The organism is Marinifilum fragile, from assembly GCF_963677365.1.
Taxonomy (GTDB): Bacteria; Bacteroidota; Bacteroidia; order Bacteroidales; family Marinifilaceae; genus Marinifilum; species Marinifilum fragile.
On record NZ_OY781962.1, the window covers coordinates 1,199,164 to 1,218,205 of the forward strand.

At 36.1% G+C, this 19,042-nt stretch carries 17 protein-coding genes; 14 read left to right on the top strand and 3 right to left on the bottom strand.

From position 1 onward, the window contains the following. Positions 1-110: 110 nt before the first annotated feature. The 5 genes from ACKPCA_RS04610 to ACKPCA_RS04630 all read left to right on the top strand — a co-directional run bounded on the left by ACKPCA_RS04610 (position 111) and on the right by ACKPCA_RS04630 (position 9,427). Entirely contained in the window at positions 111-509 is a 399-nt protein-coding gene (locus tag ACKPCA_RS04610; RefSeq protein ID WP_321281664.1) for a DoxX family protein, read from the top strand. A gap of 121 nt (positions 510-630) precedes the next feature. Further along, a complete protein-coding gene (locus ACKPCA_RS04615) occupies positions 631-1,983 on the top strand; it encodes an MATE family efflux transporter (protein ID WP_321281665.1) in 1,353 nt (450 codons plus the stop codon). 4 nt (positions 1,984-1,987) lie between these two features. After that, positions 1,988-4,300, top strand: coding sequence for a bifunctional glutamate--cysteine ligase GshA/glutathione synthetase GshB (gshAB, locus tag ACKPCA_RS04620; protein WP_321281666.1), 2,313 nt, complete (start codon positions 1,988-1,990; stop codon positions 4,298-4,300). A gap of 40 nt (positions 4,301-4,340) precedes the next feature. Next, entirely contained in the window at positions 4,341-7,607 is a 3,267-nt protein-coding gene (locus tag ACKPCA_RS04625) for an ABC transporter permease (protein ID WP_321281667.1), read from the top strand. Positions 7,608-7,822: 215 nt separating this feature from the next. After that, entirely contained in the window at positions 7,823-9,427 is a 1,605-nt protein-coding gene (locus ACKPCA_RS04630) for a fumarate hydratase (protein WP_321281668.1), read from the top strand. Between the two features lie 264 nt (positions 9,428-9,691). Here the strand turns inward: ACKPCA_RS04630 and arfB are convergent, their stop codons facing one another. Together arfB and trpB are read right to left on the bottom strand one after the other, a co-directional pair. Next, a complete protein-coding gene (arfB, locus tag ACKPCA_RS04635) occupies positions 9,692-10,108 on the bottom strand; it encodes an alternative ribosome rescue aminoacyl-tRNA hydrolase ArfB (RefSeq protein ID WP_321281669.1) in 417 nt (138 codons plus the stop codon). A gap of 92 nt (positions 10,109-10,200) precedes the next feature. Beyond that, the gene (gene trpB / locus ACKPCA_RS04640) at positions 10,201-11,403 is read right to left on the bottom strand and encodes a tryptophan synthase subunit beta (RefSeq protein WP_321281670.1); all 1,203 of its coding nucleotides are present in this window, start codon (positions 11,401-11,403) and stop codon (positions 10,201-10,203) included. A 357-nt stretch (positions 11,404-11,760) separates the two neighbouring features. Between trpB and ACKPCA_RS04645 the strand changes: the two genes are divergently transcribed. The 9 genes from ACKPCA_RS04645 (at position 11,761) to ACKPCA_RS04685 (ending at position 16,962) form a co-directional block, all read left to right on the top strand. Beyond that, a complete protein-coding gene (locus ACKPCA_RS04645; RefSeq protein WP_157471392.1) occupies positions 11,761-12,525 on the top strand; it encodes an SDR family oxidoreductase in 765 nt (254 codons plus the stop codon). A 108-nt stretch (positions 12,526-12,633) separates the two neighbouring features. Continuing rightward, positions 12,634-13,038 (top strand): DUF134 domain-containing protein, encoded by a 405-nt coding sequence (locus ACKPCA_RS04650; RefSeq protein ID WP_282014110.1) that lies wholly within the window; start codon positions 12,634-12,636, stop codon positions 13,036-13,038. 5 nt (positions 13,039-13,043) lie between these two features. Further along, a complete protein-coding gene (locus ACKPCA_RS04655) occupies positions 13,044-13,361 on the top strand; it encodes a NifB/NifX family molybdenum-iron cluster-binding protein (RefSeq protein ID WP_321281671.1) in 318 nt (105 codons plus the stop codon). A gap of 12 nt (positions 13,362-13,373) precedes the next feature. Further along, the gene (locus tag ACKPCA_RS04660; RefSeq protein ID WP_321281672.1) at positions 13,374-13,553 is read left to right on the top strand and encodes a DUF5320 family protein; all 180 of its coding nucleotides are present in this window, start codon (positions 13,374-13,376) and stop codon (positions 13,551-13,553) included. 33 nt (positions 13,554-13,586) lie between these two features. Beyond that, positions 13,587-13,925, top strand: a complete 339-nt coding sequence (locus ACKPCA_RS04665) for a NifB/NifX family molybdenum-iron cluster-binding protein (RefSeq protein WP_054718274.1) — start codon at positions 13,587-13,589, stop codon at positions 13,923-13,925. A 15-nt stretch (positions 13,926-13,940) separates the two neighbouring features. Continuing rightward, positions 13,941-14,786, top strand: coding sequence for a damage-control phosphatase ARMT1 family protein (locus ACKPCA_RS04670; RefSeq protein ID WP_321281673.1), 846 nt, complete (start codon positions 13,941-13,943; stop codon positions 14,784-14,786). A gap of 4 nt (positions 14,787-14,790) precedes the next feature. Further along, complete coding sequence (locus ACKPCA_RS04675; RefSeq protein WP_321281674.1) at positions 14,791-15,666, top strand: ATP-binding protein; 876 nt, start codon at positions 14,791-14,793, stop codon at positions 15,664-15,666. Next, positions 15,659-16,543, top strand: coding sequence for a P-loop NTPase (locus tag ACKPCA_RS04680; protein WP_321281675.1), 885 nt, complete (start codon positions 15,659-15,661; stop codon positions 16,541-16,543). The genes ACKPCA_RS04675 and ACKPCA_RS04680 overlap by 8 nt, the downstream gene beginning before the upstream one ends. After that, on the top strand, positions 16,540-16,962 hold the full coding sequence (locus ACKPCA_RS04685) for an acyl-CoA thioesterase (RefSeq protein ID WP_321281676.1): 423 nt from the start codon (positions 16,540-16,542) through the stop codon (positions 16,960-16,962). Before ACKPCA_RS04680 ends, ACKPCA_RS04685 begins: the two co-directional genes overlap by 4 nt. Positions 16,963-17,247: 285 nt before the next feature. Here ACKPCA_RS04685 and ACKPCA_RS04690 read toward each other — a convergent pair whose 3' ends face one another. Next, positions 17,248-18,876 carry a SulP family inorganic anion transporter gene (locus ACKPCA_RS04690; RefSeq protein WP_321281677.1) on the bottom strand — a complete coding sequence of 543 codons (1,629 nt, stop codon included), beginning with the start codon at positions 18,874-18,876 and terminating at the stop codon, positions 17,248-17,250. Between the last annotated feature and the right edge of the window lie 166 nt (positions 18,877-19,042).

Consider the following 19,042-nt stretch of genomic DNA (forward strand, 5'->3'; position numbering starts at 1 on the left):
CAAAGGTAATCGATTTTGTTTATCCCTTGATCGAAATTAAATTATAGCTGGTTAACAATTTATTAAGGAATTACTTTCTATTTTAGATTTGAAATTAATAAAACTGAAAAATGGAAAATTTAGGAAAATTACTACTTAGAGTAAGTGTTGCAGGTTTAATGTTACCGCATGGTATTCACAAATTGATACATGGCATTGGAGGAGTAAAATATGTGCTTGGACAAGCTGGTATGCCGCAGTTTTTATCGTATGGAGTTTATGTTGGTGAAATTGTAGCTCCTATATTGATGATTCTAGGATTGTATACCAGGGTTTCCGGACTATTGATTTCGTTTACCATATTGGTAGCCACAGCAGCGGCTCATGCTCACGAAATATTCAAATTTACCGAATATGGTGGTTTGGTTGTAGAACTAAACGCATTATATATATTCGGTGCATTGGCTGTAGCACTTATCGGACCTGGTAAGTTCAGATTGGGGAATCAAAGAGGTTTTTGGAAAGAATAATTACAGTTGCCATAGTACTCCTTAAGGGAAGACTAGAGGGTGATTTCATAAATTAACAATAGATTAAGAAATAGAACTCGAAATACATTGTACATTTGTACTTGTACTTCGAGTTTTTTTTATGATCAGATATATAACTCACTTTTTTCAGCGAGAACAACAATATTCAGCAGTAGGAAAAGATCTATTTAAATTGGCTATACCAATTATTGGATCTTACTTATTACACACGGCTTATAATCTTACCGATATGATATGGGTAGGATCGTTAGGAAGTAATGCAGTAGCGGCAGTTGGGTCGGCAGGTTTTTTTCTTCACCTGGGATGGGCAATGGCTTCCATAGTAACGGTAGGAGCCAATATTAAAATATCACATTCGGTAGGAGCCAAGGATGAGGAGGGAGCTGGTAGGTTTGCTACCTCTGCACTTTGGGGAATTGGAATTATCGCCACGGTATTTTCTGCAATATTCTGGGGTTTCCCGGAAGAATTTATCAATTTCTTTCAGATGCAGGATCCGGAGGTGAACGATATGGCCACTTCATATTTGGTGATTAGCACATTTGGAGTGATACTAAGCTATGCCAATCTCCTATTTATTAGCATGTTTAATGCACACTCCAAAACAAAAATATCATTTAAAGCCAGTTTAATTGGAACTGCAGCAAATATTGTACTCGATCCTATATTAATCTTTGGTTTCTCGTTAGGAGTTGATGGAGCTGCTTATGCTACCATTATTGGACGACTAATGAGTTTGTTGTATTTTCTTTTTATCTATAAAAAGACTGCCGATATTAATTTCTATGGCATTCTGCCATGCATGGATAAATTCAAAAACATATTTGCGGTGGGCACACCAGCAGCGGTTCAGCGAATTTCATTCTCGATAATTTATATTTTCCTTGCTCGAATTATTGCCGAATGGGGGCCCAATGCCATTGCAGTGCAAAAAATTGGTGTACAAATAGAATCGATTACATTTATGATAGTAGGTGGTTTTATGCAGGCAGTTACTATTATGGTGGGACAGAGCTATGGAGCTAAAAATCTAACTGAAGTTCCGAATATTTACAAGGCAGGATGGAGAATGTCTTTTGCCGTTGGATCAGTAACTACCCTTATTTTTCTATTATTACCTGAAACCTTATTCTCGATATTTGTTCCTGAACAGGAAAGTATTCTAATGGGTAAGGAATATTTAATGATTTTAGCAGTTTCTCAGCTATTTATGTGTCTGGAGATGATTAATGCCGGGGTATTTAATGGTTTGGGAAAAACAAATATATCGGCAACCGTAAGTGTTATTTTTACATCATTGCGTTTGCCGGGAGCATACTTCCTGGGCTTTTATACATTTTTAAGTTTAAATGGCGTATGGTGGAGTATCACAGGAAGTAGTATATTGAAGGGAATTGTAATGTATTTGCTACTTAGAGCATATATGAAGAAAAATACTTTTGGAAAAATTTAATAAGATGGATCATTTAATCAATAATATTGCAGAAACATTGACTTGCAACGCTATTAAAGCAAGTATCACGGATGGTTTATTTGGTATCGAAAAAGAAAATGTTCGTGTTGATGAAATGGGAAAAATGGCCAATACACCACATCCAGGAATTTTAGGCGATAAGTTTCGTCATCCATTTATTACTACCGATTTTTCTGAGAGTCAGGTGGAAATGATTACACCGCCTTTAAAGAGTATTGCTGAGGTTCACGGTTTTTTGGAAACATTAAATGATGTGATTTCGGAGAATTTAGGTGAGGAGTTGTTATGGCCACAAAGCTTGCCTCCTTTATTGCCAGAAGAGGAAGAAATTCCGATTGCAAAATTTGGAGAAGAAGGAGTTCATAAGGAAAAATACAGAGAAGAACTGGCTATTAGGTATGGAAAAGAAAGACAGATGTTGTCTGGAATTCATTTCAATTTTTCATTATCAGATCGATTGGAAAGAAAACTTTGTAAAGCCATTAAATGGAAAGGGAATCAGGTTAATTTTCGAGAAGCTGTTTACTTGAAAATGGTTCGCAACTTTATGCGTTACCGTTGGCTTTTGGTTTGGTTGTTTGGCGAAAGTCCAGAGGCTGATCCTTCATTAAAGATGAAATCCTTACGTACCGGCGAAAAAATGAGAATGGGCTGTCGAAAAGCGGTTTCTATTCGTACCAGTTCCGCTGGCTATAGAAACGCCGAAGAATATTTTGTTGATTTCAATAATCTAGATTCATTTAAAGAATCTATGAAGAACCTTGTTGGTTCTGGAAAACTACTTTTAGATGAGGAATTGTACTTGCCAATTCGTTTGAAATTTACGAATGATGGAAAGAGCATCTCGCATCTTGAAGTTCGAATTCTGGATTTGGATCCTTTCGAAAAATCAGGAGTATCAAAAAATAGATTGTATTTTATTCATCTGTTTATGCTGTATTGCTTGTTCAAAAAGGAAGAAAGCACTTACAGCGAAACAGAGCAAAAAATAGCTGCGAAAAACCACGATTGGGTGGCTTGCAGTGGTATGAATCCTGATCTTTTGTTGAAAGATTTCGATGGAAATATGCTGAAGGTTGATGAAATGCTTCAAAATATCCTGTTTGAGGTCAAAGATTTTGCAAAATCAACAGGAATTACTGATAATGAATGTTATCGATTGGCTTTAGAGGAGACCGAAGGATTAGTCCTTAATCCAGACACACGTTCTTCGCTAAAAGTAAAGCAGCAAATAGAAGAGGAAGGCTTTATTAACTTTCATTTAAAGCTTGCAAAAAAATACAAAACCGAAAGTGAGATGAGTGGCTTCCGTTTTCATGGATTTGAAGACCTGGAATTGTCTTCTCAGTTGTTAATGAAAGCTGCATTGCGACGTGGTGTAGAATTTAAAATCTTAGATCGAAGCGAGAATTTTATCAGCCTACACAGAGGTGATAAAACGGAATATGTAATGCAGGCCACACGAACATCATTGGACAACTATTCGAGTGTTCTGATGATGGAAAACAAGTTGGTTACAAAGAAGATTCTGGAAAAAGCTGGAATCAGAGTTCCTTCTGGTCTGGATTATAGCGATATGAAAGAAGCACAATCAGATTTTGATTTGTTCGAAGGAAAAGGTATTGTGATCAAACCCAAATCAACCAATTTTGGCTTGGGAATTACAATCTTGAAAGAAAACAATAGCGAAGATGTTTACAAGCGTGCCGTAGAAATTGCTTTCGAGCACGACAATAGCATTTTGATAGAGGGATTCGTTTCCGGAAAGGAATATCGATTCTTTGTAATCAACGAACAGGTTACAGGTATTCTTCATCGTGTACCTGCCAATGTTAGAGGCGATGGGAGCAGTTCAATAAAAGAATTGGTTGAGGAAAAGAATAAGGATTCATTGCGTGGCAGAGGTTACCGTACTCCTTTGGAAAAAATCAGACTGGAGGAAGCAGAAGCAATGTTTTTACAGGATCAGAACTTGAATTTTGATAGCATTCCTGCAAAAAATGAAATTGTATACCTGAGAGAGAATTCTAATATTAGTACAGGAGGTGATAGCATCGATTTTACAGATGATATTCATCCTTCCTATAAGGAAATCGCAGCAAAATCAGCGGCCGCTTTAGGTGTTAGAATTACAGGTTTGGATATGATGATTGAAGACATCTCAAAACCTGCAAGCAAAGACAATTATGCCATTATTGAGATGAATTTCAATCCGGCAATTCATATTCATTGTTATCCATACCAAGGGAAGAATCGCAAGTTGAACGAAAAAATATTGGATGCATTGGGTTTTTAAGTAAATTCAGGCAATAAATCTCAATTCGAACCCTCTTTGCATGAATAAAACGAAATACATCCTCAAAAGTTTGTGGTATTATCGCAAGCAGCATTTGGCTGTTTTGCTAGGAACAATTGTAAGTACGGCAGTATTAACCGGAGCATTGATTGTTGGTGACTCTGTAAAAAATAGCTTGCATGAACTGGTGAATTTGCGTTTGGGCAAAGTAGAATATGTCATGACAACTGGCGATCGTTTTGTTCGGGCAGAATTAGCAAATGAAATTGCAACTGATCTGGATGCATATGTGGTTCCTGTTTTGCAGACTGATGGTATAGCGGTTCAACCCGAAAGCAATACAAGAATCAATAACATTCAGGTTTATGGTGTTGATGCTTCTTTTGACAATTTATCCAATACGCAGGTTTATAATTTAAAAGCAGATGAAGCCTGTCTGAGTGCAAATCTTGCTGATAGAATGAATATAAGGCAAGGCGATACTTTTTTGTTGCGACTCAAGAAGGCAAGTGTAATTCCTGCCAATGCTCCTTTTGTATCCGATGAAGACCAGAATATTGCTTTAAGACTAAGAGTAAAGACTATATGTGATGATTCACAATTGGGTAGATTTAGCTTGAAGAGTAATCAGGTTGCTCCATACAATGTATTTCTGTCAAGAGAGTTCTTAGCAAAAGAGTTGGAATTGGAATCGGTATCCAATTTGATTTTAGTTGCTTCCAATGGTTCAAAAGAGCTGGATTTGCAGCAATTGAAGGAAAGTTTAACTGCCAACTGGAAATTGGAAGATGCCAGCTTGAAAATTCAAAGCTTGGAAGAAAATTCTCAAGTTGAGTTGATATCTGATCGGGTTTTTATTGATACGCCAATTACTGATTTGGTTCATGAAATTTCGGGTAAAAAAGAGTATGTGCTAAGTTATTTTGTGAATAGCTTGCGTGTAAATGACAAGGAAACGCCATATTCTTTTATCACTTCAGTTGATACATATCAAATTAAAGAAAATGAAATTATTATCAACTCTTGGTTGGCCGATGATTTGAACGCTAAACTTGGGGATACGCTTCAAATTAAATACTACACAATTGGCGCTTTAAGACAATTGGTTGAGGAGTCCAGAACATTTACCATTAAGGAAATTCTGCCAATTACCGATTCGCATTGGGATCAATCCATGATGCCATCATTCCCAGGTTTAACCGATGCTGGTTCGTGTAGTGAATGGGAGGCAGGTGTTCCGGTTGATTTTTCAAAAATCAGACCTAAGGATGAAGATTACTGGAAGAAGTACAAAGGAACTCCAAAGGCATACATTTCATCGAATACAGCCATTAAATTATGGAGTAACAAATATGGAACTTATACAGCTGTAAGATTTGATTCAAAAGATGATATCAGATCGAAAGTACAGGAGTTGGTTAGACCAGATGTATTGAATGTTGGATTTGAAAGTGTAAGAAATGAAGGAAAAAGGGCAGCCAGTAATATGGTTGACTTTGGTGGTCTGTTTTTAAGCTTAAGCTTCTTTATTATTGCGGCAGCAATTCTGCTTACCATTTTAATCTATTCTTTGAATCTGGATAACAGAAATGAGGAAACAGGCATTCTTCTTGGCTTAGGTTTTAACAAGTCGAAAATTATTGCAATTCGAATTTACGAATCGATCATTACAGTAATCCTTGGAGGCGTTTTAGGCGTATTGTTGGGTATAATTTACAACAAACTAATTTTGTCAGCATTGAATTCTGTTTGGCAGGATGTGGTGCGAACCAATATGCTGAGTGTTCATTTGGATATGAGTACATTGATAATTGGATTTGCTTCAGGTGTGATTATTGCCATAATATGCATCGTATTTGTAACCCGAAGAAAGGTGAAACAATCGGTTATAGCTCTGATTAAAGATGTTCATCAAGAGAATCTTATTGGTAAAAAGTCAACCTACTCTATTTGGATTGCTTTGTTTTTATTGCTATTGAGTATTGCCATTATAGCCTATGCATTCTCATCATCTTTAGAACAGAATGCCGAGTTATTGTTATCAGCAGGAGGCTTGTTTTTAGTATCTTTTTCTGCATTTGTGCATTATTATCTAAATGGGATCGGTACAAAATTCAGTAATCATACTCCAAGTATAAAAGATTTATCGGTTAAAAATGCTTCGCGAAATGTAAAGCGCAGTCTGGCAATTGTTGTGTTGTTGGCATTGGGAACATTTTCTGTCTTAATAACAGGAGCCAATCGCAAAACATTTCAGGATTCGGAAAATTCCAATCAATCAGGAACTGGTGGATATGAATATTGGATTGAAGCTACTCTTCCAATCTTAAATGATTTAAATACCAGCGAAGGGCAGGAAAAAGTCGGTTTTTGGGAAGGAGATTTAGATGAATTCGTGAGATTTGTGCAGTTTAGAGCATTGGAAGGAGATGATGCGAGTTGCTTGAATTTGAATCAGGTGAGTAAACCAAGAGTATTGGGGTTTAATACTTCTGATTTTGAAGATCGAAAGGCATTTAGCTTTGCAAAATTATTACCTGAAGTAGATAAGGAAAATCCGTGGAGTGCACTGAATCAAAATTTTGGAGAGGATGTGATACCTGCCATTGCAGATCAAACTGTAATATTGTGGGGCTTGAAAAAAGCAGTAGGAGATACCTTGATTTATCAGAATGAATATGGAAAGGATGTGAAGCTATTGATTGTTGGAGGTTTGGTAAACTCCATCTTTCAGGGTAATATTTTGATATCAGATAGCTTGTTCCAAAAGAACTTTCCATCGGTAAGTGGTTCTAAAATTATTTTGGCTGAATGTCCTAAAACGGATTCCTTGTTTATGGACAATTTTGAAGATAACCTGCAGGACTTTGGAGTAAGAGGAAGTAAAACCTCGGAAAGAATGGCTGCTTTCTATTCTGTTGAGAATACCTATTTAAGTATGTTCATGATACTGGGAGGTTTGGGTGTAATTATAGGAACAATTGGTTTGGGAATTGTTTTGTTAAGAAATGTATGGGAACGCAAAAAAGAATTGGCTGTACTAAGAGCTATCGGTTATACTGAAAGAAATATCTTTAAACTCTTGTTTAGTGAAAATTTGTTTTTATTGCTGCTTGGTTTAGCGGGTGGAATCCTATCAGCACTAATTGGTGTGCTGCCTTCTTTGTTTACCAATGCTTTTCAAATGCCATACCTGTATGTGTTATTGCTTATTTTGGCCATTACCATTAGTGGCTTAGCATGGATTTATATACCTTTAAAGGTGATTCGAAGACAGAATATCATTGAGTCCTTACAAAATGATTAATTAATATCAGCTAATTGCTTGATGTGGACATAAGGATCAACTTTGTGTTATCAGTTTGATAAAATTAGCTTTGTGATGGAGCATTGGTAATTCGTATGTTTAAGGGCAATGTTATAGAATAGCCTTTTTAATAGATTGAGGAATTCATTTTGTTTTATCTTTGTCTGTATACTTCATTAAATAGAAATAACACACAAAATTTAAATTATCATATCATGTCCGATTTTAAATATCAGAAACCATTTCCGATAACAAAGGATACTACAGAATATCGTTTGTTGACTAAGGATTATGTATCAACAATTGATGTTGACGGAAGAAAAATTCTTAAGGTTGATCCTAAGGGATTAGAGATGTTATCTAAAGCAGCATTCTCTGATGTTTCGTTCTATTTACGTCCTGCGCACCTTGCAAAGTTGCAAAACATTTTAAAGGATGATGAAGCTTCAGATAACGATAAATTTGTTGCTCATACCATGTTAATGAACCAGGTTGTTGCTGCTGATGGTCAGTTGCCAACTTGCCAGGATACAGGTACTGCAATTGTTGTAGCAAAAAAAGGAGAAGATGTTTACACTGGTGCAAATGATGCAGAGCATCTTTCAAGAGGTGTTTATGAAACTTATCAGGAAAGAAACCTTAGATATTCTCAAGTTGTTCCTTTCACCATGTTCGAAGAAAAGAATACTGGTAACAACCTTCCAGCACAAATCGATATTTATGCAAATCAGGGAAGTGAGTATGAATTTTTGTTCTTAACCAAAGGCGGTGGATCAGGAAATAAAACTTTCTTGTATCAGCAAACCAAGGCTCTTTTGAATGAAGAGAATTTAACCAAATTCATCAAGGAAAAAATTAAAGATCTAGGTACTTCTGCATGTCCTCCATATCATTTGGCTTTGGTAATTGGTGGTACTTCTGCTGAAGCAAACCTTGCTACAGTTAAAAAAGCATCTACTGGATATTTTGATCATTTGCCAACAGAAGGTAATGAAGGTGGTCAGGCTTTCCGCGATTTAGAGTGGGAAAAGAAAGTAGAGCAAATCTGTCGTGAAAGTGAAATTGGAGCTCAGTTTGGTGGTAAATATTTCGTTCACGATGTGAAGGTAATTCGTTTGCCTCGTCACGCTGCTTCTTGTCCGGTTGGTATCGGTGTAAGCTGTAGTGCAGATAGAAATATCAAAGCAAAAATCAATGAGGATGGTATTTTCCTAGAGCAATTGGAGAAAGATCCAGTAAAATATTTGCCAGAAGAAGCTCCTGCTATGAAGGAGGCTGTTGATATCGATTTGGATCAACCAATGGAAGACATCTTGAAGGAGTTGACCAAGTATCCAATCAAAACTCGTTTGAATCTTTCAGGAACTATGATTGTTGCCAGAGATATGGCACATATGAAAATTCAGGAAATGTTGGATGAAGGTAAAGAGATGCCTGAATACTTCAAGAATCACCCAGTATATTATGCAGGGCCAGCTAAAACTCCGGAAGGAATGCCTTCAGGTAGTTTCGGACCAACTACTGCAGGTCGTATGGATCCATATGTTGGCGTATTTCAGAAAGTTGGTGGTTCAATGGTTATGGTAGCAAAAGGTAACCGTTACCAATCTGTAACCGATGCTTGTAAAGAAAATGGTGGATTCTATTTGGGATCAATTGGTGGGCCAGCTGCTGTTTTGGCGAAGAATAGCATTAAATCTATCGAAGTGATCGATTTCCCTGAATTAGGAATGGAAGCGGTTCGTAAGATTCGTGTAGAAAACTTCCCGGCATTTATTATTGTTGACGATAAAGGAAATGACTTCTTTGCAGATATGTAATCTGTTATAGAGTTGAAAATTATAAAGCTTGCATCAAATTGGTGCAAGCTTTTTTTCTGAAAGTCTTGAAAAGTTTGAATAGTGGAAAGGTAGAAAAGTTGTGAAATTAAATGGACAATACAATGATGCACTGACGCATAGTTTTAATTCTATATTCATACAATAACAAAATTACACCACCACGAAAAATTTCATTTCTGTTGGTGATTCTCATTTCATCATCAAAGTTTTTATAAAAGTCTATAGTTAATTGTTAACAGCACACTATAAATCTGGTTTTCTTCGATCTTCCTTTTTTTTCGAAAGCTGTTGCTTATCAGTCTTTCGTTTTTCAATAGAAGCTCTTGTGGGACGTGTTTTCTTCCTTGGCTTTACGGGTTTTAAAGCCAATTCTATCCATTGGTAGAATTTTTGAATCGCAATTTCCTTATTCAGAACTTGTGAGCGTTCTGTTTGAGCAGTTACCAACAATATTCCTTGACTATTGATATGGTGATAAAGTTTCTTGAAAATGGTTTCTTTTTCCTCTTGCGAGAGGATGTTTGAATCAAACACGGAAAAACGCAATTCTACTTTCGAATTCACCTTGTTCACATTTTGTCCTCCCGGACCACTACTTCTTGAAGTGATAAATTCAAATTCTTTGCTCAGATCTTTTGAAAATTTATAGTCATCTTTCATAGTAAGTAAAGATATATTCAATATTTGAAATAGAAAGAGATCGCATAAAAAATGCTGCCCATCTGAGCAGCATTTTGACATATTAATGAACTTTATTCAGGTAATCCATATTTTTCAACTACAAAGTCAAGATCTTTATCGCCACGACCACTCAAATTCAAAAGAATGGATTGACGAGGATTGGCCTTTGCCAGTTTCAAGGCATACGCCACTGCATGCGAGCTTTCTAAAGCTGGAATAATTCCTTCCGAACGGCTTAGTTCATAGAATGCATCAATACACTCTTTATCTGTTACAGAATGGTATTCTACCTTATTCCAATCCTTAAGCATAGAGTGTTCTGGTCCAACTCCAGGATAATCCAGTCCGCTTGCAACAGAGTAAACAGGATCAGGTTGACCTTCTTCATCTTGCAAAAGGTAACATTTAAAACCATGAATAATACCAGGTTTACCAAAAGTTAAGGTGGCAGCATGCTCTCCTTTATCGAATGATCTTCCAGCAGGTTCAACACCATGCAATTTACATTCCTTATCTTCTAAAAATGCAGAGAAAATTCCCATTGCATTACTACCGCCACCAACACAGGCAACAACATTATCTGGCAGTTCTCCGGTCATTTCCTGAAATTGATCTCTTGCTTCAATTCCAATAACTCTTTGGAATTCTCTTACCATCATTGGAAATGGGTGAGGACCAACAACAGAACCAATACAGTAAATCGTATTAACAGGATCTTTTAAGTATGATTGAAATGCTGAATCAACAGCTTCTTTAAGAGTTTTTAAGCCATGAGTAACGGGAATAACTGTTGCTCCTAATATTTTCATTCGCATCACATTTGGATGCTCTTTGGCAATATCAACTTCACCCATATGGATTTCACACTCTAAACCAAAATAAGCAGCAGCTGTGGCCAAAGCTACACCATGCTGACCAGCTCCGGTTTCTGCAATGAGCTTTTTCTTACCCATGTATTTTGCAAGGAGAGCTTCTCCCATACAATGGTTCAATTTATGTGCTCCAGAGTGATTTAAATCTTCTCTTTTAAGATAGATTCTTCCACCATATTTATTGGATAATCTATTGCAATAATACACTGGAGTGGGTCTGCCTTGAAAATGCTTGCGAATACTTCTTAATTCAGAAATGAACTCATGAGATTTACTGATAGAGTAGTATGCATCATTAATTTTCTGCATCTCTGCATTTAACTCACCTGGAATGTAACTTCCTCCGTACTCTCCAAAATATCCTTTATCATCAGGATATGTCTTAAAATAGTTGCTCGACATGTATTAAAATTTGGTTAATAATATTCTGTGGTTTTTAATTATCAGCACAAATATAGCAATCGGAATTTATTTTGTTTACAATTACATACTGTTGTATAAGAAAAATGCAATGTCTCTTAAAAACTTCCAGCCCGGAATGCCATTGGAAAAGATTATAGACTACTCGCACCCGGATAAGAAATCGCCGAAACATTGCACCGATGACAAAGGTAAAAAAATAACGATTCATCACATTTATCTTGTAGTATTGATTTTTACTGAATTTTCTAAATAGTGTTTAACGACTTATTTACATTGCAATTGGGTATCAATATTTGTAATTTGTATAGATTCAATTTAAATAAAACGGAGGTTGCGATGAATGAATTAAAAGTATCCCCTAAAGGGAGAGTTGCTTTTGTAAGTGGGGCAAATAGAGGAATTGGAAGGGCAATAACCATTGAATTGTTAGAAGCGGGAGCAAAAAAGGTTTATGCAGGTGTTAGAAATATCAAGTCTTTAGATGATTTAAAACCAGAATATGGAGAGCGATTGGTGCCAATTTTATTAGATCTGAAAAATGATAAGACGATTATTAGGGCTACTCGACAAGTAAAAGATGTTGAAATTTTGGTTAATAATGCAGGAGTGTATGATGCAAGTGGTTTCTTTTCGGATGATACATTGGATAGTTTATCTGATAATTTTGAGGTAAATGTTTGGGGATTGGTAAAACTTAGTACTTCCTTAATCGATCATTTGTTGAACAAACCATTTGCAGCTATTGTAAATGTTTCTTCAGTATTGGGTTTGGCAAGCATGCCGATTGCAGGCACTTATTCAGCCTCAAAAGCTGCGGTTCATAGTATTACTCAAGGAATGAGAGGGGAACTTCTTAATTCGAATGTATTAGTCATGGGAGTTTATCCCGGTCCTATTGATACGGATATGACCAGAGATCTTGATATGGATAAAGATTCTCCACAAAATGTGGCAAAAAATATCATAATGGGATTAAAACGGGGACTGGAATATGTATTCCCGGATATGATGTCGAAACAGGTTGGTGAATTGTACCTTACAGAGCCAATTACCATCGAAAAGCAGTTTGCTCATTTTGTTTCCGAAGAACAAGAAGCCTAATCAAGAATATAAAATGTTAATGAAGAGATCAGTATTGATCTCTTTTTTTGTGTTAAAAAATTTGCGAAATGAGAATATTCTCAATAAGTTTGTTTTAAAATTACTGATATGCCACGACGTACAAGATTAAGAAAGGTTGTAGAACCTCCACGATTTAAAGGATATAGACCTTATGGTGTAAATTCAAAAAGACGAGAGTCTATTGAGTTGCTTTATGAAGAATATGAAGCCATTAAGCTGGCGGATTACGATTTGATGAATCATAAGGAAGCAGCAGAAATTATGGGGATTTCACGTCCTACTTTTGCCAGAATCTATGAAGCAGCAAGGCGAAAAATTGCTCAGGCCTTGGTTGAAACAAAAAACATTAAAACAGTATATGGCAATGCCATTATGGATAAAGATTGGTTTGTATGTAACAAATGTCACGCTCGTTTTAATATTCCTAAAACAATGACAAGTGATAAATGTCCCGCATGCAATTCCAATGATATAGAATCTTTAAATAAATAAGACCGATGAAAACAATAATAACAGCAACAGGAAATGGTGAAGAGAAACTATTTGATTTGCGTTTTGGACGTGCAGCATGGTTCTGCATTTACGATGATGCAACAGATAGCATGGAGTTTTTCGAAAATAAACACGTAGATGCTCCATCAGGGGCAGGAGGTAAAGTGGTAGAAGATGTTGTAGAGTTGGGAGTGTCAAGAGTTATTTCAGGAGATTTTGGACCTAAAGCGAAAGATTTATTGGAAAAATTCGATATACAAATGGTGATTCTGAACGATGATCGCAAAACAATTAAAGAGATTGTAGAGAATTTTAAATCATAAAAACAATTTGTTATGCCAAGAATGGATAAAACCGGACCTGATGGAAATGGTTGTAGAACAGGTCGCGGATTAGGAAAATGCCAAAGTAAAGATGACGGAACATTATTAGATAAGCTAGGCACAGGTTTAGGCTTAAAAAGAAGGAGTGGCGGTGGATTAGGCAAGCAAAGAAGGAATAAAAGCGGAGAATAGATAATCTCTAAAAAGAACTAAAATCATAAAACAATGAAGAAGAAAATCGCAATACCAGTAAAGGAAGGCGTATTAGATTCGCATTTTGGACATTGCAGCCATTTTGCATTAATAGATGTCGAAGAAAAAGAAATAATTGCAGAGGAATTGGTTGAAGCACCTCCACATGTACCAGGAAAATTGCCTCCATTTTTGGCTAATCTTGGAGTAACTGATGTTCTTGCTGGAGGAATGGGAGCGAGAGCCATTGAAATATTTAATGCCAACAATGTAAATGTTTTTGTAGGAGCTCCTGCATTACAAGCAAAAGAGTTGGTTACTGGTTTTTTAAATGAAACCATTGAATTTAATGCTAACTGTTGTGATCACTAATTACCTTAGTTTAATATGAATTCAGAATGTTTAGCTTGTCAGGCTAAAACAATAAATCATATTGCAAATAAATTCGGATCAGATAAGAAAGCGACTGCTAAATTTAAAGAGGAAGCAAATTACATTGTTGCCAATAGTCAGTCGCTTCCTACTCCTTATTCTGGTTTGTTACTACATCGTCTGGCAAAGAGAATTTTTAAAACCGAGAATTTATATGCCAACGAAAAGCTAAAGGCAAATAAACTTCTTCATCTTAATTATTCGTACTGGAAATCTCTTGTTTCAAAATCTGAAAATCCATTGCATTTAGCGGCAAAGTTGGCTGTGATAGGTAATATTATTGATTATGGAGCTCATTCGGTTCCCGATGATATTGTATCTGAAATTAATCATCTTTTAGACAAGGAATTCGCCTTAAATGAAAGCAAAGAAATGTTTGAAGCAATAAAGAATGCCAAAACTGTTCTATACTTAGGTGATAACGCAGGAGAAATTGTTTTTGATAAACTCTTTATTGAGACTTTAAATCATCCCAACTTAACCTTTGTGGTAAGAGGCGAACCAATTATCAATGACGTTACTTTCGAAGATTCTCAGTTTGTAAAAATGGAGGATGTGTGCAAGGTGATCTCTAATGGTCATGATGCTCCTTCAACTCTATTGGAAAATTGTTCAAGCGAACTCCAAAGGTTATATAGAGATGCTGATGTGGTAATATCAAAAGGACAAGGAAATTTGGAAGGTCTTTTGGATGAAAAAAGGGACAAGTTGTTTTTCATGCTAATGGCGAAATGTGATTTAATAGCGAGTAGGCTTGGAGTTAAGAAAAGAGATTTAGTGATTAAGCAAAACAAGAAATAGAATTATGAGCTATAAAATAGCCGTATGCAGTGGCAAAGGAGGAACGGGCAAAACAACCGTTGCGGTTAATCTTTTTTCAACAATACAAACAAAGTGGACAAAAAATGTACAGTTAATCGATTGTGATGTAGAGGAGCCTAACGATTTGCTATTCTTTAAGGATGCTAAAGTAATTAACCGCTCAATAGTAAATCAGCTTGTTCCTGTAATTGATGAATCGCAATGTACTTTTTGCCGCAAGTGTGAAGAGTATTGTGAATTTAATGCCATATCAATTATTCCATCGGTAAAATATGCATCAGTTGATCCCAACATGTGCCATTCTTGTGGTGCTTGTTTGCATGCTTGTAGGTTTGGTGCAATTCAAGAGCAACAACATCCCATTGGAGAGTTAACCAACTATTCCAGAGGAAATCAAACTGATATTCTTGAAGGAAGTCTGAAAATTGGCTCTCCAATGCAGACAAAAATCATAAAGGATTTAAAAACGAATGCAAGTGATGAATTGGATATTTCAATTTACGATGCACCTCCGGGAACAAGTTGTCCGGTAGTAGAGACTGTATCCGCTGCAGACTTTGTTATTTTGGTGACTGAGCCTACACCTTTTGGTCTTTACGATTTGCGTTTGACTGTTAGTTTGATGAAGGAAATGCGGAAAGACTTTGGAATTGTGGTAAATAAAGCAGGATTGGGTGATAGAGAGGTTTATGCTTACATAAAAGAGGAAGATATTGAATTGCTGGCAGAAATTCCATTTAATCGAGAGTATGCCGGTCAATATGCACAAGGTAAACTTCTTTCTGATATACCACCTCTAATAGAACAGGAATACCTGAAACTGGCAATTTATCTGAAAAACAGAATGCATCATGATTGAAATAACAATATTAAGTGGGAAAGGCGGAACTGGTAAAACTGGCATTACAGCGGCTTTTGCAAGTTTGGCTAAGAATACTGTTTTTGCAGATATCGATGTTGATACACCAGATTTACATCTGATTTTGAAGCCGGAAATTAAGGAAGAGAATCAATTTTTGGGTGCAAGAATTGCCACAATCAATAGACAAGTATGTACCAATTGTGGTTTGTGTAAAAAGGAGTGTAGATTTGATGCAATTCACTATAGAGCAGAAGGAGGTTTGGAGGTAAATCCTTTCGAATGCGAAGGATGTCGCCTATGTGAGAGGATCTGTCCTGTTCAGGCAATCAGTTCAGAACACAGTACCAACAATCATTGGTATGTTTCCAATACTCGATTTGGAACCATGTTACATGCTAAAATGGGGCCGGGAGAGGAGAACTCAGGAAAGCTGGTTACCACGGTAAGAAAAAATGCAAAGGAAATAGCACGTGAACAAAATGCTGATTTTCTTTTGAATGATGGTCCTCCGGGAGTTGGTTGCTCTGCAATTGCTTCACTTACTGGAGTAGATAAAGTGATACTGGTAACTGAACCCAGTAAATCAGGTTTTCATGATGCCGTAAGATTAATTGAACTGGTTCAGAAGTTTAATATCCCATTGTATGCAGTGATAAACAAATGTGATATCAATTCTGAAATCACGAAGCAAATGGAAAGCTTCTTTCTTACACAATGCATTCAACTTTTAGGAAAAATTCCATTTGACGAAGATATGGTGAATGCCATTGTAAATCAGAAATCAATCATTGAATATCGACCAGATTCGGAAATTGCCGGGAAGATTGAGGAAATGTGGAACAAAGTAACTGAACCAATTAAAGAATTAAAATGATAGAAGGAGAGTGTCGAATAAGACCAAGATATGGAGAGGTAGATCAGATGGGATATGTGTATCATGCCAATTATGTAGATTATTGCCATTTTGCGCGAACCGAGTTGATGCGATCATTTGGAATTAATGATAAGGTGTTGGAAGAGAATGGAATAATGATGCCGGTAATTGAAATGAATCTGAAGTATAAAAAGCCGGTAGGTTACGATGATGAAGTTAGAATAATTACCAGTATTCACAACATGCCTGATACCAGAATGAAATTTGACTTTAGATTCGAAAACTTGAAAGGAGAGACGGTCTGTTTGGCTAAGACTACAGTTGTTTTTGTGGATAGTAGTAATCGAAAACCTAAAAGGGTTCCTGTCATGATAAGTGAAGCTTTACAGTCTCGAATCCTGCAAGGTCAAGATTTTTAATTGAAGAGATCAAGACCTTTTCCTAAAAACATACAGACTTGTCGAAAAAAAAGTCAAGACTTTATTTTTTTTAGGTCAAGACTTTTTTTAAAGACATCTAGACTTTATTTTAAAATGTCTTGATATTATTTATTAATAACTTGAATTCAATTAAAAATATCCGTCAAAGAATTTGAAAATATAAGTGTCGTAGCGTGATCATGTTCTTAATATTTGGGTTATTGGCATGATTAAAAAAAGCAGGATCAATTGATCCTGCTTTTTACATTAAACACCAAATTGGTATTATAATTTTTCTTTAGCTCTTTTAAGTGCTTCTTCAAAATTGTCACAAATGTCCTTCTCAGAAATATAGTCGGCAATTTCACATCTTTCCAGCTCAAGTCTTACCTCTTTATTTACGCCAGACAATATGACCTTTGTTTTACGATCGGATAGATTTTTAATTATTTCTGAAAAATTTCTAATCCCTGTAGCATCAATAAAAGGAACGTGTCGCATTCTAATGATTAAAACTGAGGTAGAATGCTTTAGTTCTCTTAAAGTTTCCTGATATCTTTTGGCTGCAGCAAAAAAGAAAGGACCACTAATTTCATAAATTTCTATCTCTTTTGGGATAAGATTGTAATTCTGAATTTCATCAGATTCAGTCTCAACAGGCATCACACCATTGATTTTAGACATGCGATACATGAAAATCAGGGCAGCTAAAACAATTCCAAACTCAATGGCTACAGTAAGGTCAACCAATACGGTAAGGAAGAATGTAGTTAGTAAAACGATTATATCGAAACGCGATCCCCTTAAAATAGATCGGAATGAACGCCATTCGCTCATATTGTAGGAAACAACAATAAGAATACCAGCTAAACATGACATTGGAATCAGTTTTGCCCATTTTCCAAATACCAACATGATCAGTAAAAGCGTTAGGGCATGAACAAGTCCTGCAATAGGAGTTCGTCCGCCATTTTTTACATTGGTAGCAGTTCTGGCAATGGCACCTGTTGCAGGAATTCCACCAAAAATAGGAGAGAAGATATTGGCAATACCTTGGGCAATAAGCTCTGTGTTCGAGCGATGATTTCCACCAATCATACCATCAGCAACCACTGCTGAAAGCAAGGATTCAATTGCACCCAAAATGGCAATGGTTAGCGCAGGCTGAAAATAGTTGTGCACCAAGCTCCAATCGATATTTGGCATGTCAAATGAAATAGAGTTAGGTATTTCTCCATATATCGATTCTATGGTATTTACAGGCAATTCTAAAACCTGAACCAATACAGTCATAGTGATAATGGCAATAAACGATCCTGGGATTTTCGGGATTAGTTTCCCGGCATACAGACTTATTAAAATGGTTCCAATACTAATGGCAACAGCATAGATATTAATACTATCCAGATTTGAGAAATAACAAAGCCATTTTTCAATGAATTCTGAAGGAACAGAATCAATATCTAAGCCAAATGCGGCCTTAATTTGAGTAGAAAAAATTACCAAGGCAATACCAGATGTAAAACCAACAATCAAAGGATGCGGAATAAACTTTAGGACTGCACCCAAGCGAAGTAAACCAAAGAGAACGAGTATAATACCTGCTAGAAAGGTAGATATCATTAAGCCATCTAACCCATACTGACTTACAATACCATAAACAATAACGATAAAGGCTCCTGTAGGTCCTCCAATTTGAACTCTACTACCGCCTAAAAACGAAATTAAAAATCCGGCAATAATTGCAGTTATCAACCCTTTTTCCGGTGAAACGCCAGATGCAACCGCAAAAGCAATTGCCAACGGAAGTGCCACAATGCCAACAATTATACCTGCAAATAAATCTTTTTGAAAAGATTGAGAATTATAGCCTTTTAAAACTGAAAATAGTTTTGGCTTGAAGATCGATTTCATTGAAAATTGATATTAATTAAGCTGCAAAAGTAATGCTAAACAGCTCTCGTTGTTCTCTGTTATTGATAAATTTTCAGATTAGTGCTTAAATTTTATTTACGGACAAAAATATCTGTAATTGTTTGGTTATTAGGTGTGATTTCTAGCCTTTTGATCTATTGTAAAT

Coding starts and splice junctions, on each gene's coding strand:
- ACKPCA_RS04610 (WP_321281664.1), top strand. CDS start 111: ATGGAAAATTTAGGAAAATTACTACTTAGAGTAAGTGTTGCAGGTTTA.
- ACKPCA_RS04615 (WP_321281665.1), top strand. CDS start 631: ATGATCAGATATATAACTCACTTTTTTCAGCGAGAACAACAATATTCA.
- gshAB (WP_321281666.1), top strand. CDS start 1,988: ATGGATCATTTAATCAATAATATTGCAGAAACATTGACTTGCAACGCT.
- ACKPCA_RS04625 (WP_321281667.1), top strand. CDS start 4,341: ATGAATAAAACGAAATACATCCTCAAAAGTTTGTGGTATTATCGCAAG.
- ACKPCA_RS04630 (WP_321281668.1), top strand. CDS start 7,823: ATGTCCGATTTTAAATATCAGAAACCATTTCCGATAACAAAGGATACT.
- arfB (WP_321281669.1), bottom strand. CDS start 10,108: ATGAAAGATGACTATAAATTTTCAAAAGATCTGAGCAAAGAATTTGAA.
- trpB (WP_321281670.1), bottom strand. CDS start 11,403: ATGTCGAGCAACTATTTTAAGACATATCCTGATGATAAAGGATATTTT.
- ACKPCA_RS04645 (WP_157471392.1), top strand. CDS start 11,761: ATGAATGAATTAAAAGTATCCCCTAAAGGGAGAGTTGCTTTTGTAAGT.
- ACKPCA_RS04650 (WP_282014110.1), top strand. CDS start 12,634: ATGCCACGACGTACAAGATTAAGAAAGGTTGTAGAACCTCCACGATTT.
- ACKPCA_RS04655 (WP_321281671.1), top strand. CDS start 13,044: ATGAAAACAATAATAACAGCAACAGGAAATGGTGAAGAGAAACTATTT.
- ACKPCA_RS04660 (WP_321281672.1), top strand. CDS start 13,374: ATGCCAAGAATGGATAAAACCGGACCTGATGGAAATGGTTGTAGAACA.
- ACKPCA_RS04665 (WP_054718274.1), top strand. CDS start 13,587: ATGAAGAAGAAAATCGCAATACCAGTAAAGGAAGGCGTATTAGATTCG.
- ACKPCA_RS04670 (WP_321281673.1), top strand. CDS start 13,941: ATGAATTCAGAATGTTTAGCTTGTCAGGCTAAAACAATAAATCATATT.
- ACKPCA_RS04675 (WP_321281674.1), top strand. CDS start 14,791: ATGAGCTATAAAATAGCCGTATGCAGTGGCAAAGGAGGAACGGGCAAA.
- ACKPCA_RS04680 (WP_321281675.1), top strand. CDS start 15,659: ATGATTGAAATAACAATATTAAGTGGGAAAGGCGGAACTGGTAAAACT.
- ACKPCA_RS04685 (WP_321281676.1), top strand. CDS start 16,540: ATGATAGAAGGAGAGTGTCGAATAAGACCAAGATATGGAGAGGTAGAT.
- ACKPCA_RS04690 (WP_321281677.1), bottom strand. CDS start 18,876: ATGAAATCGATCTTCAAGCCAAAACTATTTTCAGTTTTAAAAGGCTAT.